A 22,951-nucleotide genomic window follows, 5' to 3' on the forward strand; every position below is an offset into this window, starting at 1 on the left:
ACCCCTGACGAAGCCCACCACGATCCGCCTACGGTCGAAGCATCACATGAAGGAGACACAGCATATGCCTCCCGACGGCAGTACCGGCGGCGCGCAGCCGCTCCTGCGCAATCGGTATCGCATCGGCGCCGTCCTGGGCCAGGGCGGACTCGCGACCGTCTACGGCGCGACCGACGAGTTCCTGGGTCGTCTGGTGGCGGTGAAACTGTTCCACGCGAGCGCGTCGGCCGAGGAGGATCTCCGACGGCAGGAGGACGAGGTCAACACCCTCGCGATGCTCAATCACCCCGACCTCGTGACCCTCCTCGATGTGGGAGTGCATCGCGCCGACGATCAGAGCCGCATCTTCTCCGTGATGGAGTTGGTCCACGGCACCGACCTGCGGCGCCGGTTGGCCGAGGGGCCGATGTCACCGCGCCAGATCGCGCAACTGGGGTACCACGTGGCATCCGGCCTGGAGCATGTGCACGGTCTGGGGATCGTGCATCGCGACGTGAAACCGGCCAACATCCTGCTGCAGCACCTGCAGGACAGCACGCGCGTGAGCGCGAAGCTCGGCGATTTCGGCCTGGCCTCCCGCGGGATCGGACCGGCGACCAGCGCGGGGCAGACGATCACCGGGACGGTGGCCTACGTCAGCCCCGAGCAGGCGCGCGGCGATGTGGTCACGACCGCGAGCGACGTCTACTCCCTGGGCCTGGTGCTGCTCGAGTGCTTCACCCGCCGACTCGCCTTCCCGGGCGATCCGCAGGAGTCCCTGGCCGCACGGCTCGTGTACGCACCGGTGATGGACGAGCGCGTGCCCGAGGAGTGGGTTCCGCTCCTGCGGGCGATGACGGCACTCGACCCCGCAGACCGTCCACCGATCGGCGAGATCACGAAGGCGCTGCGTGATGCCTTCGCGTCGGAGACCGGACGGCATCGCGCCGTCACCATGGAGGACCTCGCGCGGTTCGCGGCGATGCTCTCGCAACAGCAGTTGGTCGAGCAGCCGCCCGGTCCGTAGAATGGGGGACACAGGCTTGTGAACGAAGACGTTCCGGAGGGGAAGCCGGTTTGTTGCACTACATCCGCCATGCGGTCGCTGTGGCAGTGGCGCAGGTCTGGCTCAACACGTCGTCCCAGTCTTGGCGGGCGCTGCCCAGGCCCGACGGCTCGGCGTCGGTGGCGGTTGCGGGTCCACGAACGCTTCGGATCCTGCTGATCGGTTCCGGCATCGCCGTGGGCTACGGGGTGATGACGCACGACCTCGGTCTGGCCGGCCATCTCGCCCGCGGCGTCTCGCAGCTGACCGAGCGCGGCGTGCGGATCGATGTCGCCGCCAGTCCGCACCTGAATCATCGCCGGGCGGTCACCATCGTGCGCGGCGCCGACCTCACCCGGTACGACGCGATCGTGCTCACCATGGGCGGACTCGAAGCCTTCACCTTCCTGCCGGTGCGAGCGTGGCGACGCCGGTTGCGCTCCGTGCTCGACGAGATCGAGGCGCTCGCGCCGCCGACCCTGAGCGTGTTCCCGATCGGCATCCTGTCCGCGCCGGCGATCGCCCCGATCCCGAGGGCGTTGCGCACCTCGATGCAGCGTCATGTCTCGCGGCTCGATCGCGCGACGAGCGAACTGTGCGATCGGCGCAGCCGCGCGGTGTTCGTGAGCTTCGATCCGCAACCCCTCGGCCCGGTCGCCGCGCTGTTGTCGCGCGCGACCTACGCGGACTGGAGCTCGTTGATCGCCCCGGCGATCGCGTCCGCGAACCGGGCGGCCGCCGCATCCGAGGTGCGCAGGAACAACGAGGGCTCGGTCAGCTCGAGCTCGATCAGCACGGGGGAGCCTTCCGGACCCCGGATGAGATCGACGCGCGCGTAGAGCAGGCCGGGCGGCGCCGCCGCCACTGCCAGCGCTCCGACCTCGAGCTCGGCCTCCGAGGGCACGCGTGCGGAGATCTGCTCCTCGACGTACAGGCCCTCCACGCCGCGATCGGGACCGGTGAGCATCGGACCCTTGCGCGCGGCGTGGCTGAACCGCAGACCCTGCGGGCCGGCGAAGTAGAGCAGCGCGGTCTCACCCGCGTCTTCGACCGCCTCGAGATAGGGCTGCACCATCACGGTGCGGCCGTCGGCGAGCAGCCGCTCGACGTGGGCCCTGGCCAGGGTCGCCTCTTCGGGCGTGTAGAGCCCGGTGTCCTTGCTGCCGGCACTGATCGCCGGCTTGATCACGAACGCCCCTGCGGGCATCACGAAGGCGTCCCCGGGTTCGAGCCATTGGGTCGTGACGACCGGCACGCCCGCGGCCGCCAACTCGCGCAGGTAACCCTTGTGCGTGTTCCATTCGACGACGGATGCCGCGTTCAGCAGACGAGGCACCGAGCCCGCCCAGGCCACGAACTCGTCGCGGCGGGCGACGTAGTCCCAGGGGTCGCGCAGCACGACGATGTCGAAGCCCGCCCAGTCGACCGTCGGATCATCCCAGACCGCAGGCTCGGCCTCGATACCGCGGGCCGCCAACGGGGCGATGACGAGGCGGTCGTCGGGGTCGAGGTCGGGCAGTTCTGCGCACGTGACGAGGGCGATGCGGGGCTGTGGCACCCCGCGATCGTAGCAAGCTCAACGCCGCGAGCTGTTGGCCGTGCGGCCGCGCACGATGCCGATGAACAGCTCGACCTCCTCGGTCGTGCGCGCGCTCGGCCAGACCAGCGCGACGCGAGTCGAGGGGGCGTCGGCGACCGGTCGTGCGATGAGGTCGCGACGGCTGTGGGCGCGCGCCACCGACTGCGGCACGATCGCGAGGCCCACGTTCGCCGCCGCGAGCGCGATGACCTCGTCCCACTCGCCCTCGAGGATCGTCTCACCCGCGAGGTCCGCGAGCTCGAGCGACTCGAAGGCGGCCACGGGGTGGTCCTTCGGCGCGACCACCACGGCCTGCTCCTCGTAGAGCGGAATGGCGCTGAAGGCGTCGTCCTCGACGGGTAGGCGCAGGAACGCGGCATCCAGCTCACCGCTCGCGAGGGCCGCGAGCGCGTCCTGCTGCGGGAGCGGCCGCAGCTCGAGGGGATGCCACCGCCGACGCTCGCCCCACACCCGCGCCCACTTGCCGGGCGTGACGCCGGGCACGAAACCGACGACGAAGGGGGAGGGCGCACTCACGCGTTCAGGCTACCCTTGCGGTGTGCAGGACCAGTCGATGAAGCCCGCGACCGCGGCCAAGAAGCTCGGTATCTACCTTCCAGCCACGCCCGAGGAGTTCCAATCGGGAACGGTGTCGCGCGCCGAGTTCGCGCGACTTCAGGCGGACCCACCCGAATGGCTGGTCGCGCTGCGACGCGACGGGCCGCATCCGCGCCTGGTCGTGGCCCAGAAGCTCGGGGTCTCGACCTCGGGGCTCGCCCGGGCGGGGGCACCCGACGTGATGACGTCGGCGGAGATCAAGGCCCTGCTCGAGGAGAAGCCGCCGTGGCTGGTGGCCGAACGTGCCACGCACGCGGCGGTGCAGGAGGAGAACGCTCGTGTGAAGGCCGAGCGCGCGGCCAAGCGCAACAGCGCAAGGGTGGCAGCGGGGCATGACCTCGTACGAGTTCGCGCGTCCCCACCAGGCGTTCAGCGCCGGATTCTTCAAGGATGCGGGGTTCGACTTCGAGGTGCGCGGGCTGCTGGGCCGGGCACCCGCCGGCGCGAGCGAGCCCGGTGAAGTGCTCGCGACGATCGCCGGCATCAAAGACGGCGATGCCACCGCCTGGCACGCGGCCTGGCTCGCACTGGGCCGACGGTTGCGGTCACTCGGCGATGCGCTGCGCGAGGCGGAGCATTTCGACAGCGCCGCCGGCGCCTACCTGCGTGCGGCGTCGTACCTCGCCATCGCCGTCAACTCGGGCGACGACGATCGGGTGAGCGGTCTGTTCGGCGAGTACAGCGACGCGTGGGAGGGGTTCATCGACACGACCGTGTACCTCGCCGAGCGGGTCGAGATCCCCTACGAGGGCACCGTGTTGCCCGGGTACCTGGTGAAGCCGGCCGACGACGACGAGCTGCGTCCGACGATCGTGCTGGTCAACGGCAGCGACGGCTCCCACGCCTCGATCTGGGGCGAGGCCGCGTTCGGGGCGCTGGGCCGCGGCTACAACGTGCTGCTCTTCGACGGACCGGGGCAGCAGTCGATGCTCTTCGAACGCGGCGTCGGCTTCCGTCCGGACTGGGAGACGGTGCTCACCCCCGTCGTCGACTTCCTGCTGGCGCGTTCGGACATCGACGGGTCGCGCCTCGCCGTCTACGGCATCAGCCAGGGCGGGTTCTGGGTCTCGCGCGCCCTGGCGTTCGAGCCGCGTTTCGCGGCGGCGATCGTCGACCCCGGGGTCACGGATGTCTCGGCCTCATGGCTGCCGAACCTTCCGGCACCGCTCGCCAAGCTCTTCGCCGAGGGCAAGCGGGAGGCCTTCGATCGCGACATGGCGCTGGGGATGCGGTTCAGTCCGGCCATCGCCCGCGGCTGGGCGTTCCGATCCCGGCCGTATCGGCAGTCGAGCCCGTTCGACACGCTCACCGCGGTGCGCGGCTATGTGCTCGGCGATCTCGCGGCCAAGATCACGACGCCGCTGTTCATCACCTCGCCGGAGCACGAGCAGTTCTGGCCGGGACAGTCCCAAGAACTGGCCGACGCGGTGAGCGGCGAGCACGTCGTGCAGCCGTTCACCGCGTCGGAGGGTGCGAACTTCCACTGCCAGCCGTTGGCCCGCACACTCACGCAGCAGCGGATGTACGACTGGCTGGACGCGCAGTTCGCCGGTTGACCTGCTAGTCGGCCGCGGTCACGAGGGTGCGACCGAGGCGACGCACGTGGATCGCGGTGACGATGAGCATGATGCCGAAGACGATCGCGTAGATGCCGACGGCCCAGATGAGGCCGAGCAGGGTCACGCCCGGAGTCACCAGCACCGCGATCGCGAGGATCACCGCGAAGACGAGGCTCACGACACCGGCGACGATCATCCAGGTCTTGGCGCTGCCGGCCTCCGACTTCGTGGCGGCCTGGATGCTCGCGATGCCCGTCATGATGTTCCAGAACACGATCGTCCAGAGCACGACGAGGCCGCCGAGCGCACCCACGAGACCGGGCAGGATCAGCGCGGCGAGACCCACGAGCACCGACAGGATGCCCTGGGCGAGCACCCAGCCCCAGCCCTTCGTGGTCTTGCGGGTCTGGATCGCCGCGATCGTGAGCATGATGCCGTCGACGAGCGTGTAGGCGCCGAAGACGATCGCGATCGCGGTGAGCGCGACCGCGGGGGAGATGAGCGCGACGATGCCGAAGGCGATGGCGAGGATGCCGCGAATGAGCACCCACCACCAGACGCCCTTGACGAGGCCGGCGAGTGGGTCGAGCGAAGCAGTCGTATCGGTCATGGCCCCCACGCTAGCGCCAATTCCGGCGCGCGCCGATGATCGATTCGCGGTGTCATCGACGAATTCCGGCGGTACGGTGCGCCCGCGCGCGACGGCCCCGGAGCAAAAGCGGCGTACGATCGAGAGAACATGTCTTCCCAGAACCACACCATCGTGCCGGCGTGAGCACGGCCGAGTGCATCCACGGCTTCGAGCCCGGTCTCTGCGACACCTGCTACCCCAAGGTGCAGGTCGAGCGTCCCAAGGCGGTTCGTCCGCCGCGCACCGCCGCCCCGAAGCGCACGGCTCCCGTCGCGGCCGCGAAGCCGGTGATCACGACCGCGAATCAGCGCGCCTATCACCTCACGCACGTCGACAACCTCGAGCGCATCCTCGCCGAAGGAGCGCTCGTCGCCGACGCGCGGCCGCCGGTCGACCTCAGCAGCGAACTGGCGCGGGAGCTTCGCGCCACCGCCGAGGCGGCGCCCTCGAAGCCGGTCAGCGGCTACGTGCCCTTCTTCCTGGAACCCCTGTCGACGCTGTGGCTCGAGCTGCGCGAGGGCGGCGCCGATCCGCGCTGGTCCGCTGCGGCGCTGGCGGCGGCATCCACCGATTTCGTGTTCCTCGTGACGACCGTCTCGGCGCTCGGCCCTGAAGTGGTCATCGCCGACGGGGATGCCGCCAGCACCTACACCCGGTTCGCCGGCGGTGACGACGTGGTGCGCATGCTCGAGCGTCTGTACGACACCGACGTGCGCCCGGACGCCGAGGTGCTGGCACCCGGGCGGGTGCCGTGGCAGGCCATCCAACTGATCGGCGTCGCCAACGAGAAGGTTCGCGATCGGGTGCGGGCGCTCACGACCACCAAGGTCGCGGTCTACCCGCCGTGGTTCGTGGCCTGAGACCTCAGCGGGTCAGCAACCCGGCACGCTCGGGGTGGGCGTCGAACCACTCCGCCACGTACCAGCACATCGGCACGACGCGCAGGTCGGTGTACCGCTCGACGTCGTCGATGGCGAAGGCGACGACCTCACCGGCATAGCCGTGTCCGCGCATCGCCGGCTGCGTGTAGGTGTGGTTGAACGAGATGGAGTGCCCGTTGATGCGGTAGTCGGCCACCGCGACCAGGTTGCCGTCGATCACCAGCGTGTAGCGGTTGGCGTCCGGCTCGTGGGCGAGAACCTTCGCCATCAGGGCAGCGGGCCCGTGCCCTCCGTCGGCACAGGCTGGCCGGCGAACCGTTCGAAAGCGGCGAGATCGCGCTCGCCCTCCGCCTGCTCGTCCGCCTGCTGATCGGCGTCGGGGGTCGGATCGGTTTCGGGCGTCACGAGGTCCGGATCCGGCGTGGAGTCGCGATTGGTGTCCATGGTGCAAGCCTATGCGGACTCGGCGTCGGCGAGGCTCTCGCCCGTCGGATCCTCGGCGTTGCGGTCGGCGAACTCCTCGCCGCCGACGGGCATGCCATGCCAGGAGAGCAGGCGCCAGCCCTCGGCCATCGAGCCTTCGAGTTCGACCACGCCGGTGTTGTCGAGCTCGCGCCGTCCGGCGAACTGCGGGGGCACGTTGATCGCACGGCCGGCGACCCAGACCCGGATGGCGGCACCGTGACTGACGACGACCGCCGTGCCGTGGCCGGCGGACTCGACCTCGGCGATGTCGGCGTCGAATCGGCCGAAGAACTCGGTGCCGTCGGATCCGCCCGGCATGCGCGGGCTGAGATCCCCGGCGCCCCACGCGAAGGCCGTCTTCACGTAGGTGACGACCGCGTCGTGATCCGAACGCAACTCCAGATCGCCCGCCTCGATCTCATGGATGCCCGCCAACTGCACCGGCGAGATCCCGCGCTCGAGCGCCAACGGCGCCGCCGTGAGCGCCGTGCGCTGCAGCGTGGACACGTAGATGCCGTGCACCTCGCGCCCGGCGAGCGCCACGGGCACCTCCGCGGCCTGTTGCAGGCCGAGCTCGGTCAGGCCGGGACCGGGACGCGCGGTGTCGAGCAGCCCGAGCACGTTGGACGGCGTCTGGCCATGGCGGATCAGCAGGAGGTGCACGGCACCAGCCTAGGCAGGCCCGCTGACCGTCGGGTGAACTACTTGGGCAGGTTCGCTTCGATCGCGGCGATGATCGCCGGGTCGTCGGGCTGGGTCTGCGGCCGGAAGCGGCGCACCGTGCCGTCGGGGGTCACCAGGAACTTCTCGAAGTTCCACTGCACCTTGCCGGCCTTGCCGTTGTCGTCTTCGGCCTGGGTGAGCTCCTGGTAGAGCGGATGCGCCTTCTTGCCGTTGAGCCTGACCTTCTCGAACATCGGGAAGCTCACGCCCCACGTCGTCGAGCAGTACTCCTTGATCGCGTCCTCGGTCGAGAGCTCCTGCAGGAACTGGTTGCTCGGGAACCCCAGCACCGTGAATCCACGGTCGCCGTAGGTGCGCTGCAGCTTCTCGAGCGTCTCGTACTGCGGCGCGAGGCCGCAGCGGGAGGCGACATTGACGATGAGCAGCACCTTGTCGCGGTATTCGGCGAGCGAGGTCGTCGCGCCGTCGATAGTGGTGAGCGGAATGTCGGTGAGCGCGGTCATGCGCCGAATCTATCCAAGTATTCTGTGCGAGTGCCCGAGAGTCCGCTGTCCGCGAGCCCGTACGAGGTGCTCGGGGTCGCGGCATCCGCGACCGAGGAGGAGCTGAAGCGCGCGTTCCGCAGGGCGCTGCGCGAGACGCATCCCGATACCGGCGGCGATCACGCCCGGTTCGTCGCGGTGCAGCTGGCCTGGGAGCGGGTGGGCACCGCCGAGCGGCGAGCGGCGTATGACGCCGGGCGGGGCATCCGGGATGACCACCCGACGTACACCGCGCGGGCCGCGCGACCCCGGCAGGACACCCGCCCGAGGGCGCGTTCCTACGGGCACCCCGGTGGATGGCGCCGGGAGCGCTATCTCGAGCAGGTGCGGGAATGGGTGGGGCGTGGCGCGAGTCTGGACGACCCGTACGACCCGGCACTCGTGCGCAGCGCGCCTCGCGAGATCCGCCACACGCTCGCCGATGCGCTGGCCGAGGAGTCCACGGCCCGCACCCTGAGCGGCTTGGGCATCGGGTTCACCGTGTGGCACGACGTCGCGACGGGGGACCCGGAGCGCAAGCTCGACCACGTGGTGCTCGGCCCCACGGGGCTGTACGCGATGCTCTCCGAGGACTTCGGCGGCGCGGTGCGAGTGCGACGCGGCGAGCTGATCGGCGAGGCGCTGGCGGGGGAGCGGCCGATGCACGATCTCGCGACGCGGGCGAAGGCGGCGTCGCGCCAGTTGCGGGTGCGATTCACGGCCCTGGTCATCGTGCTGCCGGATGACGCGCTCAGCGATCCGCTGGAGAGCCTCGGCCAGGTGCGCGGTGCCGCCGCGATCGCGGTGCGGCAGGAGCATCTGGCCGCGCTGCTGCGCAGCGGCCCGGCGGGGGCGGCCCCGATCGGCGGCAACGAATTGTTCGACGTGCGCACGAAGCTCGCGGCGGGCATCCGGTTCGTCTGATGGGCCTAGGCTTGGAGTTCTTCGTCGGGAGAGGGTTCGCAGTTCAGTGATCCGAGTCATCAGCTACAACCTGCGCAAGCATCGCGCCGTCGGCGAACTCGCGGCCCTGGCCGCGACGCCCGGACTTGATGCCCTGTGCCTGCAGGAGTGCATCGTGTCCGAGCTCCCCGCCGAGATCGGCGACCTGCACCTGGCCGACGCCACCAAGCGCAACCGGCTGGGCCTGGCGGTCTACTATCGCCGGGAGCGCTACGAGCAGATCGCGAGCCAATCCTTCGAACTCAAGAAGTCCCTGCACGACCTGATCTTCTCGCCGACGCCCGAGCGGCTGGTCGGGTCTCGGCTGGTCGATCGCGAGTCCGGGCATGAGATCGTGCTCGCCTCCTTCCACGCGGCCCCACTCACGGCGCTCAACTCGTTGCGGCGCAACCAGATCAAGGCATCCCACCAGTTGCTGCGGGCGCTCGGCAACGGCGCGCCCATCCTCATGGTCGGCGACTACAACTACCCGATCTTCAAGGACTCGCTCAGCGACAAGGTGAAGAAGTCCGGATACGATCTCACGCTCAGCGACCGGCGCACCTACACCGCCTACAAGTTCTTCCACGGGCACTTCGACTTCGTGACCTCGCAGGGCATCACGATCGAGGGGGTCGAGACGCTGCCGCGCGGGTCGAGCGACCACATCCCGATCCTCGTCACGGCACGGTACGGGGTCGCGGGGGAGCAGGCCGCCTAAGTGGCGACGGGCCGGGCGCTTCTGTCCCCGTGGCGGGTGGTCGTCGGCTTCGGCGTCGTGAGCCTCGCCGTCGACCTCGTCGCCGATGGGGCGAAGTCGCTCGCTGGCCCGCTGCTGGGCGAGCTCGGTGCCTCGGCGCTCGTCGTCGGGCTCGTCACGGGCGGCGCGGAGGCCCTCGGCTTCGGGTTGCGCCTGGTCTCCGGGCCCGCCGTGGATCGCACCAAACGGTACTGGGGGTTCGCGATCGTCGGGTACGTGCTCACCGCGGTGAGCGTGCCGCTGATGGCGCTGACCCCGTTCCTCGGCTCGATGGGACTCGCGGCAGCGGCGACGCTCATCATCGTCGAGCGCACGGGCAAGGCCATCCGCAGTCCCGCCAAGACCGTGCTGTTGGCCTATCCGGCCGCCGCGGTCGGGCGTGGTCGCGGCTTCGCGGTGCACAAGCTGTTCGACCAGGTCGGCGCCTTCAGCGGTCCGCTGATCGTCGCCGCGATCATCGCGATCACGGGGGCGTTATGGCCCGCGTTCGCGGCGCTCGCCCTCCCGGCCCTCATCGCGATGGTCGCGCTGCTCTGGCTGCGCGCGCGGGTGCCCGACCCGAGCGTCTACGAGCCCGCGGCGGCGGCTCCGCCGGACGGGGCGAACGGGCGGCAGCAGCGCGGGGGCATCCCGTTGACGTTCCTGCTGTTCTCCTTCTCGACGGCGCTCACGACGTTCGGGCTCGTGGGCTTCGGCCTGATCTCCTTCCACCTCACCGAGGACGGCCTCGTGCCGCTGGCCGCTGTGCCGCTCGTGTACGCGCTCGGCATGGTCGTCGCCGCGGTCGCGGCCCTCGCCAGCGGCCGGGCCTACGACCGCGCCGGGGCCGCCGTGCTGCTCGTCGTTCCGGTGCTCGCGGCCGCGGTTCCCGCGCTCTCCTTTGCGCCCTCACTCGCGGCCGTGTTCGTCGGGGTCGGCCTCTGGGGCGCGGCGACCGGCATCCAGGACTCCACCGTCAAGGCGCTCGTGGCCGACCTCGTGCCGGCGCCGCGGCGCGGCACCGCGTACGGGGTGTTCGCCGTGTTCCAGGGGGCGGGCACCTTCGCGGGCGCGGCCCTCGCGGGCGCCCTGTACCCGGATGCCGCGCTGCTGAGCCTCGCGACGGTGCCCGCGCAGGTGGTCGCCTTCGTGCTCCTGGCCGTCGTCGTGCTGCGACAGCGCGCGGCCGCGGCGGAGACGGGCGACTCCGCGCCATAGTTCGCCCGGTAAGAACAGAAGACCCGATAGCTAGCCGCTATCGGGTCTTCCGATCGAGCAGTGCTACTTGGACTGAGCAGCCTTCTCGATGAGGTCGGTGATCTTCTCAGGAACCTCGAGCATCGAGAGGTGATCGGCCGTGGCCTTCACCACGACGCCGTTCGCTCGGTTGGCCATCTCGAGCTGCTGGGCCGGGGGGATCACCTTGTCGTTGGTGCCGATGAAGAAGTAGCTCTTGATCGTCTTCCAGGCCGGTGCGCCGGACGGGGTCCCGAGTGCGAGGGTCGAGAGCGGGTTCTGGCCGGTCGCCAGGACCTGAGCCTGCTTGGTCGGGAGATCCGCCGCGAAGATCTTCTGAAAGACCTCCGGCTTGACGTAGGCGGCATCGTACGTCGCCTGCTTGGTGTCGTCCTGATACTGGACGAAGTTGAACACCGTCGTGGGGTCTGCCGCCAGCAGGGAACCGGGCTTGGCTCCGGTGAGCTGGATGACGGTCTCACCTTCGTCGGGGGCATAGGCGTCGATGTACACGAGCGCCGTCACGCTCGGGGTCTGGGTCGCGGCGTTGGTGATGACCGTGCCGCCGTAGGAGTGACCGACGAGCACGACCGGGCCGGTCGTCGCCTGGTTGACGAAGGCGGCGACACTCGCCGCATCGATGTCGATCCCACGAAGGGGATTGGGTGCGTTGAGGACGGTGTACCCATCCTTCAACAGCGCTGCGGTGACCGGGGCGAAGCTGGATGCGTCGGCCCACGCGCCGTGGACGAGCACGATCGTGGGCTTGGCCGGAGCCGTCTTCGCGGCCGGCTCAGTGGTGGCGGCAGCCGATGCAGCGAAACCCAGGGCGAGCACGGCAGCAACCGCGCCGGCCGCGGCCAGCTTGTGGGGGAGACTACGGATGGACATGGTGTGTTCCTTTCGTGGCGCCACAGCGCCGATTCGGGGGATGGTGATGGTGAATGGTGAGGGGAGGGGCGCGCTTCGTCAGCGGGCGAGGAACTCCAGCAGCGCGGCATTGAACTGATCGGCGTGGGAGACGGTGATGCCGTGTGGTCCGCCCTCGATGACGACGAGTTCGCTGCCGGGGATCGAGGCAGCCGATCGGCGCCCACTGATCGCGAACGGAACGACCTGATCGGCGTCGCCGTGGATCACCAGGGTCGGCATCGTGAAACTCGTCAGATCCCCCCGGAAGTCCGTGCGACCGAAGGCAGCGACTCCTGCCAGGGTGCCCCGAGGGGATGCGGCGTTGGCCAGATCGCGACCGTACATCCGCTGCGCCTCGCTGACCGTGAGCCCCTCCGCTGTCGAATAGAACAGGGAGAGGAAGTGGTCAACGAAGTCGGCGCGATCGGTTGCGATCCCGCCTTCGAAGTGCCCGATGGTCGCGTCGTCGAGGCCGCCCTCGGGGTTGCCGTCTGTCACGTAGAGGAACGGGGTGACCGCGCTGGCGAGCACCGCCTTGATGACCCTGCCCGCCCCGTAGGTCCCGATGTAGCGGGCGACCGCCCCGCCGCCCGCCGAGAAGCCCACGAGGGTTACTCCGGTGAGGTCAAGGTGATTGAGGAGGGCCTCAAGATCCGCTGCGATCGTGTCGAAGTCGTGTCCACCCCAGGTCGGGGTCGATCGGCCGAAACCGCGGCGGTCGTAGGTGATGGCCATGTAGCCAGCGTCGACGAGCGCCCCGACCTGCCTCTCCCACGAGCGGCCATCCAGCGGCCAGCCGTGGATCAAAAGCACCGGGGCTCCGCTTCCCTGTACCTCGTAGTAGAGATCGACCGGTGAGCCGCTCTCGGTGCCAACAGTGACTGTGGGCATGTCCTGTACTCGATTCCGCCCCTGTGGTGATGGGCTGACTGCGGCGAGGGACATCCGCCGCGACCCATTCGAATGAACCTGCGGTCCACACGATCTGGGTTGAGATTATCCGGATTCGGATGATATTGCAACAGGTATAGTTGGCGCATGAACGAATCCAGCGGCGCCGCGACGTCGGACTACGCTTCGGATCCGAGTCAAGACCTCTCTTGGCTCGTTCACCGGGCTGCAGAGTCTCTGGCCGATTCCTTCAACGCGATCACCCGCGAGGCAGGGCTGACAGACCTGCGGGACTGGCTGGTGCTCGCATTGATCAGCGATGGGGCGGGACGTACGCAGGGTGAGATCGCTGCCGAACTGAGCATCGACAAGACCACCTTGGTAGCCGTGCTCGACCGACTTCAAGCGAGCGGCCTGATCACACGCAGCGTCTCCCCGCACGACCGCCGGGCCCGGATCCCCAGCATCACCGCCAAAGGGCTCGAGGCCAAGACGATGGTCGCGGTGGCGAAGGAGGCTGCGATCGACCAGCGCCTCGCTGCGATCCCAAGCAACGAACGGGCATGGTTCCACTCGATGCTCTGGCGCATCGTGCGAGATGACTCGACGCCCGAAGGCGACCGCCAGTCGCGTTCGTAGCGGGGACTCCCAGGCGGTTCGGGCGCGCATCGCGTTCATGCGCGCCAACGGCTGACAGGGCGTCAGCCAAGCCATCCTCGCCGACCCACAGTGCAGAAACGAAGGGGGACTTGACGCCCCCACTGAGCCGCCGGTCTATCGCTGCGCGCTCGTCCGGACTGCTCGGCGGGGGCCCCGAGCGGTTCGCGCGGCATCTTCGTCCAGAAACGACTGAAGGCGCCCCTGTCGGGACGCCTTCAGTCGTTTCGTGCGCGAAGGGGGACTTGACGCCCAAACGGTGCCGCCGCCACGTCGCTTCGCGACGCGCCGGACTGCGCCGTTCGGGGCCCCGGGCGTTCTCGCCGACCCTCCGTCCAGAAACGAGTAAAGGCGCCCCTGACGGGACGCCTTTACTCGTTTCGTGCGCGAAGGGGGACTTGAACCCCCACGCCCTATACGGGCACTAGCACCTCAAGCTAGCGCGTCTGCCATTTCCGCCATCCGCGCGCACGGCAGTCCATTCGCAGAACCACCGAGGTATGAGAATAGCACTCCCAGCCGCGCGTCTCGACACGCTCGACCACCGGTAGCGTGGAGGCATGGCCAGCGGCGAGCAACTCGAGAGCACAGCGGCGATCGCGCGGAACCTCATCCGCTTCGACACCACCAATTGGGGCGAGGGCCGCGCGAACAGCGAGACCGAGGCGGCCGAGTACCTGGGCGGCCTGCTGAGCGAACTCGGGCTGACCCCGGAGTACGTGGATGCCGCCCCCGGCCGCACGAGCGTGATCGCCCGAGTCGCCGGCGCCGATCCCGACCTCCCGGCGCTCGTCGTACACGGTCACACCGATGTCGTGCCCGCGGACCCCGCCAACTGGAGCGTCGACCCCTTCGAAGGCGTCGTCAAAGACGGCATGCTCTGGGGCCGCGGCGCCGTCGACATGAAGAACATGGACGCCATGATCGTCGGCGCCCTGCAGGACATCCTCGGCAGCGGCAGACGCCCGGCCCGGGATCTCGTGGTGGCCTTCTTCTCGGACGAGGAGAACGGCGGCGTCTTCGGTTCACACCACATCGTGGACCACCGGCCCGACCTGTTCGCCGGTGCGACCGAGGCGATCAGCGAGGTCGGCGGCTACTCGGTGACGCTCGGCGGTACGCGCGCCTACCTGCTGCAGTCGGGTGAGAAGGCGCTCGTCTGGATCAAGCTCGTCGCGCGCGGCACCGCCGCACACGGCTCGCGCATCATCCGCGACAATGCGGTCACCAAGCTCGCCGCGGCGGTCGCCACGCTGGGGCAGCAGGAGTGGCCGGTGCGGCTGACCGATACGACCGAATTGCTGCTGGCCGAGCTCGCCCGCCTGATGGGCGTCGACCCGCGGCAGGTGGGTCCGGACGAGCTCGTGCTGTCGACGGGAACGGCGGCGGGGTTCATCCATGCTTCCCTGCACACCACCTCGAACCCGACGGTGCTGCAGGCCGGGTACAAGCACAACGTGATCCCGGATACGGCCGAGGCCCTCATCGACATCCGCACCTTTCCCGGCGAGGAGCAGGCGGTGCTGGCCCGGGTGCAAGAGCTCGTCGGACCCGAGATCGAGATCGTCACCCTGCACTCCGACATCGGGCTCGAGAACGCGTTCGAGGGCCCGCTCGTGGAGGCCATGGTCTCCACGCTGCAGGCGCACGATCCGGGCGCGCCGGTGCTGCCGTACCTGCTCTCCGGCGGCACCGACAACAAGGCGCTCGCGAAGCTCGGGATCGCCGGCTACGGTTTCGCCCCGCTGCGACTGCCGGCCGACCTCGACTTTCCGGGGATGTTCCACGGTGTCGACGAGCGCGTGCCGCTCGACGCACTAGTGTTCGGTAGGCGGGTGCTGACCGACCTGCTGCTCAACTACTAGGAGTCGACGCCGTGGGTTTCATCGAGGCCATCATCCTGGGCCTCCTGCAGGGCCTCACCGAGTTCCTCCCGATCTCCTCCAGCGCGCACCTGCGCATCGCGGGGGAGTTCCTGCCGTCCGCGCAGGATCCGGGAGCGACGTTCACGGCGATCACGCAGATCGGCACCGAGCTCGCGGTGATCATCTATTTCCGCAAGGACATCGCCCGCATCCTCAGCAAGTGGTTCCAGCAGTTCCGCCGCCCCAAGGGCGCCCATTCGGTGCGGGTCGACCGGCACGATCCCGACGTGCGCCTCGGTTGGCTCGTGATCATCGGCACCATCCCGATCGTGATCGTCGGCTACCTGTTCCAGGACTCCATCCGCTCGGTGTTCCGTTCGCTGTGGCTCGTGGCGATCGTGCTGATCGTGTTCGGCATCATCCTGGGGGTCGCCGATCTGCTCGGCAAGAAGGTGCGCTCGCTCGACCAGCTCACCTACCGTGACGGCCTCATCATCGGATTCGCCGAGATGCTGGCGCTCGTCCCCGGCGTCTCGCGTTCCGGAGCGACCATGACCGCCGGACGCATCCTGGGCTACGAGCGCCCGGCGGCCGCCAGATACGGATTCCTGCTGGCCGTGCCCGCCGTGTTCGGCAGCGGCCTGTACGAGCTCTACACCGCGCTCACCTGTGATCCGGTGACGGATGCCGCGGAGGGCTGCGGCGTCGGCTACGGGCTCGCAGAGACCGCGGTCGCCACCGTCGTGGCATTCGGCGTCGGCTTCGCCGTCATCGCGTTCCTGATGCGGTACATCGAGAAGCGCTCGTTCCTGCCGTTCGTGATCTATCGCATTCTGCTCGGCGCGGTGCTGCTCGTGCTGCTCTCGCTCGGCATCATCAACGCCTAGGCAGCAACGCCCAGTCATCGACAACGCCCGCGGGACGAGCCGCGCTTGGCGTCTCGCCGCGCAGCCCGGCACTCCCGGTACGTTCCCGAGACGCCCGGCTCCGTACCCGACACGCCTGGTTCGTCACCACACGCTCGCGGTTCGTCACCAGACGCTCGCGGTTCGTCACCACACGCTCGCGAGCTCCGCCCAGACGCTCCAGGTTCTGTGGCCGGCACACTCCCGTTCTGAAGGAAGTCCTTCACAATGGGAGTCTCCGCGCGGTCTCGCTGGCGCTCTCGGCGGCGTCCTTCACAATGGCAATCTCCGAACGGCTGCAATCTCTGAACGGCTGCAATCTCGGAACGACGGCAGCGCCATCGACTCCTCAACAGCATCCCGTCGGCCGGATCGTGCACGAGAACCACGATCGCCGACCATGACGCACTGGGTGCTCCTGCACCATCGACGCATGAAGCTCTACACCGACGTTCGCTCGCTCGGCGGACTCGCCTCGCTCGGTGAGTTGCTCGATCGCGGGCACTGGCGTGAACGGATCGAGATCGCGGTCATGCACCGCAAGCTCATCCGGGTGCGAAAGGGCTGGTACGCGCTGGGCGATGAGCCGGAGGCCGTGATTCGCGCCTGGCGGGTGGGTGGTCGGCTCGCGCGCCGCAGCGCCGTGGCGTTTCACACCGACATCGGTACCAGCACCGCGGGTGCGCGACCCGGGCGACGGCGACCGAAGGGCTGCTCCGCTCGAGCGCGCCCTCGAACAGGTGCAACGGTGCCGCGCGCCCTGACCTCTCAGTCGGCCTTGGGGCGCCAGGGCTCGTCGCCGGCCGCGCCGCCCTCGGGCTTGTCGCCCCCGCGGCGCAGGTAGCGCTCGAACTCCTGGGCGATCGCCTCCCCGCTGGCCTCGGGGGAGTCGACGGTGTCGCGCGCCTGCTCCAGCTGCTCGATGTAGCTGGCCATGTCGTCGTCGTCCCCGGCGAGCGCGTCGATGCCGCTCTCCCACGCCGCCGACTCGGTCACGAGATCGCCGCGCGGAATGACCACGTCGATGATCTCCTCGAGCTTGTCGATGATCGCCAGAGTCGCCTTCGGGCTCGGCGCGTTGTGCACGTAGTGCGGCACGGATGCCCAGATCGACACCGTGCGGATGCCGGCCTTCTCCGCGGCATCGCCGAGCACCGAGAGGATGCCGACCGGCCCCTCGTACGAGCTCCGCTCCATGCCGAACTGCTGCCGAACCTCACGGTTCTCGCTGCTGGTGAAGACCGAGATGGGGCGCGAGTGCGGCACGTCGGCGAGCAGGGCCCCGAGGAAGACGATCGCCTCGATCTCATTGGCTTGCACGACCTCGAGGATCTCGCTCACGAAGGTCTTCCAGCCGCGCGACGGCTCGGTGCCCAGCAGCAGATACACGTTCGACCCGGGTTCCCCGCTGTTCGGCCGGGTTGGACCGTAGATCGTCACCCCGGGCCAGACGAGCCGGCGGTTGCCCTCCTCGTCGACGGCGACGGATGGGCGATTGAACTGGTAGTCGAAGTAGTCCTCGGGATCGACCTCGGCGATCGGATAGACGTCGAGTTGCTCCTTGAGCGTGCGCACGGCACCGCTGGCCGCCTCGCCCGCGTCATTCCAGCCCTCGAACGCGACAACGAGGAGCCGTCCATCCGCGAACCGATTCTCTGGCACTGCACTCCTGACCGTCCCGACTCGCGCCGGAACCTCATCCAAGGATAGAACTACGATGGACGGTTGTGACCCATCCCCACCCGCACGGCCAGCGGCCTGCTCCGCAGCGCATCTCGACTGGCGGGCCCAACCTCCCCGCCGCCGTTCTCTGGGACATGGACGGCACGCTCGTGAACACGGAGCCGTACTGGGTCACCGCCGAGACCGATCTGATCCACGAGCACGGCGGCGACTGGACGCACGAGGAGGCGATGGAGCTCGTCGGCTCCGGACTGTGGCACTCGGCGCGCGTCATCCAGGCCAAGGGCGTCACCCTGAGCGAGGACGAGATCATCGACCATCTCACCGACCGGGTGATGGAGCAGCTCGTCGAGTTCGGCATCCCGTGGCGACCGGGCGCGCGCGAACTGCTCACCGAGCTTCGCGACTCCGGCGTGCCGACCGCGCTCGTGACGATGTCCATCAATCGCATGGCACACCATGTTGCCGACCGTCTCGGGTTCCTCGGGTTCGACGTCGTCGTCGCCGGTGACGAGGTGACCCACGCCAAGCCGCATCCCGAGCCCTATCTGCGCGGAGCCGAACTGCTGGGCGTCGACATCTCCGAGTCACTGGCGATCGAGGACTCGCCGACCGGCATCGCCTCCGCCGCCGCCGCGGGCGCTCTCGTGGTCGGTGTGCCGTTCATGCTGCCGCTCGAGGATGCCGGGGCCCACGTGGTGTGGCCGACCCTCGAGGGGCGCACCCTCGCCGACCTCGGCGGCCTGTTCGAGACCGCGAGGCTGCGATGACGTCGCGCCGCCGATCGGGACCGTTCCGCGCCGGCGACCGCGTGCAACTGACCGGGCCGAAGGGCCGTCTCAACACCATCACCCTCGAGGTCGGCGGCGAGTTCCACACGCACCGCGGCGTGCTCGGCCACGATGAGATCATCGGTCGGCCGGATGCCTCGGTCGTCGTCTCGAGCAACGGCATCGAGTACCTCGCCATGCGACCGCTGCTCACGGACTTCGTGATGTCGATGCCGCGCGGTGCCGCCATCATCTACCCGAAGGATGCCGCGCAGATCCTCGGCCAGGCCGACATCTTTCCCGGCGCCACCGTCGTCGAGGCCGGGGTCGGCTCCGGGGCGCTCTCGCTCTGGCTACTGCGGGCCCTCGGCGCCGACGGCCGCCTGATCAGCTTCGAGCGCCGCGCGGAGTTCGCCGACGTCGCCCGTGCCAACGTCACGGCGTTCCTCGGCGAGGTGCCGCCGAACTGGTCGGTGATCGTGGGCGACCTGCAGGAGGCGCTGCCGGCATCCGTCGAACCGGGCTCCGTCGACCGAGTCGTGCTCGACATGCTCGCCCCCTGGGAGTGTCTCGATGTCGTGGCCGGTGCGCTCGCGCCCGGGGGCGTGCTGCTGTGCTACATCGCGACGGTCACCCAGCTGTCGCGCGTGGCCGAGGCGATTCGCGCAACGGGGCAGTTCACCGAACCCGAGCCGACCGAGACGCTCATCCGCGGCTGGCACGTGGAGGGACTGGCCGTGCGACCCGATCACCGCATGGTGGGGCACACCGGGTTCCTCATGACCGCTCGCCGGCTCGCGCCGGGGACCGTGCTGCCCCCGTTGAAGCGTCGGGCCTCGAAGTCCGACTACAGCGACGAGGACGTCGAACTGTGGACGCCGGGCGCGCTCGGTGAGCGCACCTCCAGCGACAAGCGGCTGCGGCGCACGGTGCGCGACGCCCGAGCCGCTGCGGATGCCGCCTCCGACGACCGGTAGAGTGATCCGGTAATTCACCGGCTCCCTCAGGAAGAGTGTTCGTGCGCAAGCTCGCCAGCATCGCCGTGACCGCAGGACTGCTGGTCACCCTTTCCGCCTGCTCCGCCGCCCCGGGCGTGTTCGCCGGGTGCGCCTCGACCGGCAACGCCGCCCTGGTCAGTGCGGATGCCGCATTCGGCAAAGACCCGCAGGCCGCCTTCCCGACCCCGCTCGTGGCGACCGACCCGGAGCTCGCGGTGCTCGAGCCCGGCGACGGCGACCGCATCGACGACGGCGCCGCGGTCGATCTTCTGATCAGCATCTACGACGGCGAGACGGGCGATGCCCTGCAGTCGCAGAGCGGCCCGCTCACCGCCGTGAGCGTGCGCACCTTCGTGGATGGCCGGTTCCCGTTCGCCGCCGCGCTCCAGTGCGCCAATGTCGGCGCCCGCGTGGTGACCACCGGCACGCAGACAGAGCTCTTCGGTCCCGATGGCCTGGGACTGCCGGACGACCCCACGATCGTGGTCGTCACCGACGTCGAGGCGAGCTATCTCGGTCGCGCCAACGGCGTCGACCAGCTGCCTCAGGCGGGCTTCCCGTCGATCGTGCTGGCTCCGGACGGTCGCCCCGGCTTCACCTTCTCGTCGAAGACGCCGCCGACCGAGCTCATGATCGCGACGCTCAAGGCCGGCAATGGAGCCGTGGTCGAGGAGGGCGATTCGGTCGTCGTCAACTACGCGGGCATCCTGTGGGGTGAGAAGACCACCTTCGACTCCTCCTGGGACGGCGGCGCTCCGGCCACCCTCGTGGCCGCCGACTTCACCACCACGGACGATCAGTCCGGCGTGGTTCCGGGCTTCGCGAAGGCGCTCATCGGCCAGAAGGTCGGTTCCCAGGTGCTCGTGGTCATTCCGCCGGAGTTCGGTTACCCTGCAGGAAGCGCTCCCGCGAGCATCGGGGAAGACGCCACCTTGGTGTTCGTGATCGATGTGCTGGGCATCCAGTAACACGTCGAGAGCAGCACACTTCATTCCACGACACGGCCGGGTGTCCTGACCTGAAACGTTAGGATTTTTCTCGTGCCAGCAGCAGGTTCGGCTCCCAGGATCCCCGTCGAGGAGAGGCTCTTCAGCCTCGTGCTCGCGCTGCTGGCGACGGATGCCGGACTCACCAAGGCCGAGATCCTCTCGACGGTGCAGGGCTATCGGCAGCGCTACTCGCGCGCCGGCGACAACGCCAATCTGGAACGGCAGTTCGAGCGCGACAAAGACGACATCCGCGAGCTCGGCGTGCCGCTGGAGACCATCGAGAGCCCCGGGCAGGCCGGGAACAATCAGAACCTGCGCTACCGCATCCCGCGCGGCAGCTACGAGCTGCCGAGCGACATCCGCTTCTCGCCGGAGGAGACCACGCTGCTGAACCTGGCCGCGATGGTCTGGCGGGAGGGCTCGCTGTCGGGGGAGTCGCGACGGGCCGTGCTGAAACTGCGGTCGCTCGGCGTGGCTACCACCGAGCCGGTGCTCGGCTACGCCCCGAAGGTGCGCGTGCGAGAACCCGCGTTCGAGCCGCTCAACGCCGCGCTCGAGAAGCGGCTGCTGGTGCGCTTCTCGTACCTGAAGCCGGGGGACTCCGAGGCCCGGGTGCGCACGGTCGCGCCGCTCGCCCTCGTGCAGCACCAGGGGCGCTGGCACCTCTACGCGCAGGAGCCCGCCTCGCAGTCGACCAAGACGTTCCTGCTGCGTCGCATCGTGAGTCCGGTGACGACCACGGCGGAGACGTTCCCCGCTCCGGAGGGCGATCCCGTCACGGAGGCGCTCGAAGGACTCGAGTCGGTGTGGAACCGGCACACCGCGATCGTGGAGGCGACCCCGGGCACGGATGCCGCATCCCGCCTGTCCAAGCGGCGCGGCACCGCCGTCGAGCCGTCCGGGGCCCTGCGCCTGCACTACTCGGACGCGAACATCTTCGCGGACGAGCTCGCGGGCTTCGGACCCGAGGTGCTCGTGCTCTCGCCACCGGAACTGCGGGATGCCGTGCGCACGCGGCTGGAACGAACGGCGGCCGATCATGGCTGAGCGTCGCATCCCGAAGCCGCCCGCGCTGCGCGCGCAGGACAAGCTCGCCTTCCTGCTCTCGCTCGTGCCCTACCTGATGGACCACGACCGCGTGAAGGTGGCCGACGCCGCGGCCCACTTCGGCGTGCCGGAGGAGCAGATCCGCGAGGCGGTGCGCCTGATCGGCGTCTCCGGCATCCCCGGCGAGACCGCCATGTACCAGCACGGCGACCTGTTCGACATCGCCTGGGACTCCTTCGAGGACGAGGACGAGATCGTGCTCACCAACCTCGTCGCCATCGACGACTCGCCCCGGTTCTCGGCGCGGGAGGCCGCGGCGCTCATCGCCGGCCTGCAGTACCTGTCGGCGCTGCCCGAGAACGCCGACCGAGCGGCGATCGCGAGCCTGATGTCCAAGCTGTCGCGCGGTGCCTCGTCGGAGCCCGTGCCGTTCGCCGTCGAGGCGAGCGAGACGGATGAGACGCTCGCGCTGCTGCGCACCTCGGTCGAGCAGGGCGTGCAGATCGAGTTCGACTACGTCAATTCCACGGGCAACGCCGAGCGCCGCCGGGTCGACCCGCTGCGAGTGGAGTCGATAGATGCCGACTGGTACGTGCGTGGATGGTGCCACCTGCGCGAGGCGGTGCGCACGTTCCGGCTCGACCGCATCTCGAATCCGGTGGTCACCACCGAGCCCATCACCCGCGGCCCCCGGGATGTGCGCCTGCCGGACGTGCTCTTCGAAGACACCCCGGACGACCTGCTCGTCACCATCGATGTCGCGACCGCCGCAGCGCCGCTATTGGCCGACTACGTGCCCGACGGCGCGACGACCCGGGAGAGCGAGGGCCGGATCCGCACCACCATCCGGGTCTCGCATTACCACGGCCTCAAACGCCTGATCGCGAGCATGCCCGGCGTCGCCACGGTGGTCGCACCGCCGGAGGCGCGGGCCGTGATCGCCGACTGGGCGAGCGCCGGTGCCGCGAGGTACTCGCCGTGAGCGAGCCCGTCGCGATCCAGTGGTGGGGCTGGGTACTGATCTGGGTGAGCCTCGTGCTGGCCCTGCTCGTGGTGCTCGCGGCCGGCGCCTGGCGACTCTTCCGCAAGGGCATGGGGGTGCTCGACGCCGTCGCCGAGCTCGCGGAGACCACCGCGGTGCTCGAGCTGGACGACTCGCCGCTGCCGAGACAGCAACGGGCGATGCTGGCCGATCTGCGCGACATCCATCGCCGCGAGGATGCCCGCCGCGCCCACCGCGCGGAGCGTCGCCGCCTGCGGCACGAACGCCGGATGGCGCGCGCACGCCGCATCACCCGGCTGGATGCGAGCCGGGTCCGCTGGCCGGACGCCTGGTACCGCAGGAACACGTAGAC

25 protein-coding genes, 1 tRNA gene and 1 pseudogene are annotated in these 22,951 nt (G+C 69.4%); 16 read left to right on the top strand and 11 right to left on the bottom strand.

The features are described from left to right. The first annotated feature begins 64 nt into the window (after positions 1-64). Positions 65-1,006, top strand: coding sequence for a serine/threonine-protein kinase (locus tag PYV02_RS12600; protein ID WP_275759393.1), 942 nt, complete (start codon positions 65-67; stop codon positions 1,004-1,006). 697 nt (positions 1,007-1,703) lie between these two features. Here PYV02_RS12600 and PYV02_RS12605 read toward each other — a convergent pair. Both PYV02_RS12605 and PYV02_RS12610 read right to left on the bottom strand, forming a co-directional pair. Next, a complete protein-coding gene (locus PYV02_RS12605) occupies positions 1,704-2,582 on the bottom strand; it encodes an ATP-grasp domain-containing protein (RefSeq protein ID WP_275759394.1) in 879 nt (292 codons plus the stop codon). An 18-nt stretch (positions 2,583-2,600) separates the two neighbouring features. Further along, entirely contained in the window at positions 2,601-3,140 is a 540-nt protein-coding gene (locus tag PYV02_RS12610) for a LysR family transcriptional regulator substrate-binding protein (RefSeq protein ID WP_275759395.1), read from the bottom strand. Positions 3,141-3,177: 37 nt separating this feature from the next. On the opposite strand from PYV02_RS12610, the pseudogene PYV02_RS12615 reads away from it, so the two are divergent. Together PYV02_RS12615 and PYV02_RS12620 are read left to right on the top strand one after the other, a co-directional pair. Further along, positions 3,178-3,525, top strand: a pseudogene (locus PYV02_RS12615) (DUF5997 family protein); the annotation flags it as partial. Between the two features lie 28 nt (positions 3,526-3,553). Next, a complete protein-coding gene (locus tag PYV02_RS12620) occupies positions 3,554-4,777 on the top strand; it encodes an alpha/beta hydrolase family protein (RefSeq protein ID WP_275759396.1) in 1,224 nt (407 codons plus the stop codon). Between the two features lie 4 nt (positions 4,778-4,781). Here the strand turns inward: PYV02_RS12620 and PYV02_RS12625 are convergent, their stop codons facing one another. Further along, a complete protein-coding gene (locus tag PYV02_RS12625; protein WP_275759397.1) occupies positions 4,782-5,390 on the bottom strand; it encodes an HdeD family acid-resistance protein in 609 nt (202 codons plus the stop codon). 161 nt (positions 5,391-5,551) lie between these two features. Here PYV02_RS12625 and PYV02_RS12630 point away from each other — a divergent pair, with 161 nt between their 5' ends. After that, positions 5,552-6,271, top strand: coding sequence for a DarT ssDNA thymidine ADP-ribosyltransferase family protein (locus PYV02_RS12630; RefSeq protein ID WP_275759398.1), 720 nt, complete (start codon positions 5,552-5,554; stop codon positions 6,269-6,271). A gap of 4 nt (positions 6,272-6,275) precedes the next feature. Here PYV02_RS12630 and PYV02_RS12635 read toward each other — a convergent pair whose 3' ends face one another. From PYV02_RS12635 to PYV02_RS12650, 4 genes are read right to left on the bottom strand one after another with little or no spacing between them, the layout of a single operon-like run. Further along, entirely contained in the window at positions 6,276-6,560 is a 285-nt protein-coding gene (locus PYV02_RS12635; RefSeq protein ID WP_275759399.1) for a GNAT family N-acetyltransferase, read from the bottom strand. Then, positions 6,560-6,736 (bottom strand): hypothetical protein, encoded by a 177-nt coding sequence (locus tag PYV02_RS12640; protein ID WP_275759400.1) that lies wholly within the window; start codon positions 6,734-6,736, stop codon positions 6,560-6,562. The genes PYV02_RS12635 and PYV02_RS12640 overlap by 1 nt, the downstream gene beginning before the upstream one ends. 9 nt (positions 6,737-6,745) lie before the next feature. Beyond that, the gene (locus PYV02_RS12645; protein WP_275759401.1) at positions 6,746-7,420 is read right to left on the bottom strand and encodes a histidine phosphatase family protein; all 675 of its coding nucleotides are present in this window, start codon (positions 7,418-7,420) and stop codon (positions 6,746-6,748) included. Between the two features lie 38 nt (positions 7,421-7,458). Next, positions 7,459-7,944, bottom strand: a complete 486-nt coding sequence (locus PYV02_RS12650) for a glutathione peroxidase (RefSeq protein WP_275759402.1) — start codon at positions 7,942-7,944, stop codon at positions 7,459-7,461. 30 nt (positions 7,945-7,974) lie between these two features. Between PYV02_RS12650 and PYV02_RS12655 the strand changes: the two genes are divergently transcribed. Genes PYV02_RS12655 through PYV02_RS12665 form a run of 3 tightly spaced genes read left to right on the top strand, consistent with a single transcriptional unit; the run spans position 7,975 to position 10,861 of the window. Next, complete coding sequence (locus PYV02_RS12655) at positions 7,975-8,886, top strand: J domain-containing protein (protein ID WP_275759403.1); 912 nt, start codon at positions 7,975-7,977, stop codon at positions 8,884-8,886. Between the two features lie 49 nt (positions 8,887-8,935). After that, complete coding sequence (locus tag PYV02_RS12660; protein WP_275759446.1) at positions 8,936-9,625, top strand: endonuclease/exonuclease/phosphatase family protein; 690 nt, start codon at positions 8,936-8,938, stop codon at positions 9,623-9,625. Beyond that, positions 9,626-10,861 carry an MFS transporter gene (locus PYV02_RS12665; RefSeq protein ID WP_275759404.1) on the top strand — a complete coding sequence of 412 codons (1,236 nt, stop codon included), beginning with the start codon at positions 9,626-9,628 and terminating at the stop codon, positions 10,859-10,861. 63 nt (positions 10,862-10,924) lie between these two features. Here the strand turns inward: PYV02_RS12665 and PYV02_RS12670 are convergent, their stop codons facing one another. Both PYV02_RS12670 and PYV02_RS12675 read right to left on the bottom strand, forming a co-directional pair. Further along, positions 10,925-11,770 carry an alpha/beta fold hydrolase gene (locus PYV02_RS12670; RefSeq protein ID WP_275759405.1) on the bottom strand — a complete coding sequence of 282 codons (846 nt, stop codon included), beginning with the start codon at positions 11,768-11,770 and terminating at the stop codon, positions 10,925-10,927. Positions 11,771-11,848: 78 nt separating this feature from the next. Continuing rightward, a complete protein-coding gene (locus PYV02_RS12675; RefSeq protein WP_275759406.1) occupies positions 11,849-12,682 on the bottom strand; it encodes an alpha/beta fold hydrolase in 834 nt (277 codons plus the stop codon). Between the two features lie 147 nt (positions 12,683-12,829). On the opposite strand from PYV02_RS12675, the gene PYV02_RS12680 reads away from it, so the two are divergent. Beyond that, positions 12,830-13,321 (top strand): MarR family winged helix-turn-helix transcriptional regulator, encoded by a 492-nt coding sequence (locus PYV02_RS12680; protein ID WP_275759407.1) that lies wholly within the window; start codon positions 12,830-12,832, stop codon positions 13,319-13,321. A gap of 401 nt (positions 13,322-13,722) precedes the next feature. On the opposite strand, the gene PYV02_RS12685 is transcribed toward PYV02_RS12680, so the two are convergent. Then, positions 13,723-13,807: transfer RNA gene (locus PYV02_RS12685), tRNA-Leu, on the bottom strand. A 92-nt stretch (positions 13,808-13,899) separates the two neighbouring features. Here PYV02_RS12685 and PYV02_RS12690 point away from each other — a divergent pair. Then, positions 13,900-15,204 (top strand): M20/M25/M40 family metallo-hydrolase, encoded by a 1,305-nt coding sequence (locus PYV02_RS12690; protein WP_275759408.1) that lies wholly within the window; start codon positions 13,900-13,902, stop codon positions 15,202-15,204. 11 nt (positions 15,205-15,215) lie between these two features. Further along, entirely contained in the window at positions 15,216-16,091 is an 876-nt protein-coding gene (locus PYV02_RS12695) for an undecaprenyl-diphosphate phosphatase (RefSeq protein WP_275759409.1), read from the top strand. Positions 16,092-16,877: 786 nt separating this feature from the next. Here PYV02_RS12695 and PYV02_RS12700 read toward each other — a convergent pair. Continuing rightward, positions 16,878-17,771 carry a PAC2 family protein gene (locus tag PYV02_RS12700; RefSeq protein WP_275759410.1) on the bottom strand — a complete coding sequence of 298 codons (894 nt, stop codon included), beginning with the start codon at positions 17,769-17,771 and terminating at the stop codon, positions 16,878-16,880. Positions 17,772-17,881: 110 nt separating this feature from the next. Here PYV02_RS12700 and PYV02_RS12705 point away from each other — a divergent pair, with 110 nt between their 5' ends. From PYV02_RS12705 to PYV02_RS12730, 6 genes are all read left to right on the top strand, one after another. Continuing rightward, positions 17,882-18,562 carry an HAD family hydrolase gene (locus PYV02_RS12705; protein WP_275759447.1) on the top strand — a complete coding sequence of 227 codons (681 nt, stop codon included), beginning with the start codon at positions 17,882-17,884 and terminating at the stop codon, positions 18,560-18,562. Beyond that, complete coding sequence (locus tag PYV02_RS12710; protein ID WP_275759411.1) at positions 18,559-19,539, top strand: tRNA (adenine-N1)-methyltransferase; 981 nt, start codon at positions 18,559-18,561, stop codon at positions 19,537-19,539. The genes PYV02_RS12705 and PYV02_RS12710 overlap by 4 nt, the downstream gene beginning before the upstream one ends. A gap of 41 nt (positions 19,540-19,580) precedes the next feature. Continuing rightward, positions 19,581-20,528 (top strand): FKBP-type peptidyl-prolyl cis-trans isomerase, encoded by a 948-nt coding sequence (locus PYV02_RS12715; RefSeq protein ID WP_275759412.1) that lies wholly within the window; start codon positions 19,581-19,583, stop codon positions 20,526-20,528. Between the two features lie 72 nt (positions 20,529-20,600). Continuing rightward, entirely contained in the window at positions 20,601-21,596 is a 996-nt protein-coding gene (locus PYV02_RS12720) for a helix-turn-helix transcriptional regulator (RefSeq protein WP_275759413.1), read from the top strand. Then, complete coding sequence (locus PYV02_RS12725; RefSeq protein WP_275759414.1) at positions 21,589-22,578, top strand: helix-turn-helix transcriptional regulator; 990 nt, start codon at positions 21,589-21,591, stop codon at positions 22,576-22,578. The genes PYV02_RS12720 and PYV02_RS12725 overlap by 8 nt, the downstream gene beginning before the upstream one ends. Then, positions 22,575-22,949 carry a hypothetical protein gene (locus PYV02_RS12730; RefSeq protein WP_275759415.1) on the top strand — a complete coding sequence of 125 codons (375 nt, stop codon included), beginning with the start codon at positions 22,575-22,577 and terminating at the stop codon, positions 22,947-22,949. The genes PYV02_RS12725 and PYV02_RS12730 overlap by 4 nt, the downstream gene beginning before the upstream one ends. The last annotated feature ends 2 nt before the right edge of the window (positions 22,950-22,951 follow it).

It is taken from the genome of Antiquaquibacter metalliresistens (genome assembly GCF_029211225.1).
Taxonomy (GTDB): domain Bacteria; phylum Actinomycetota; class Actinomycetes; order Actinomycetales; family Microbacteriaceae; genus Rhodoglobus; species Rhodoglobus metalliresistens.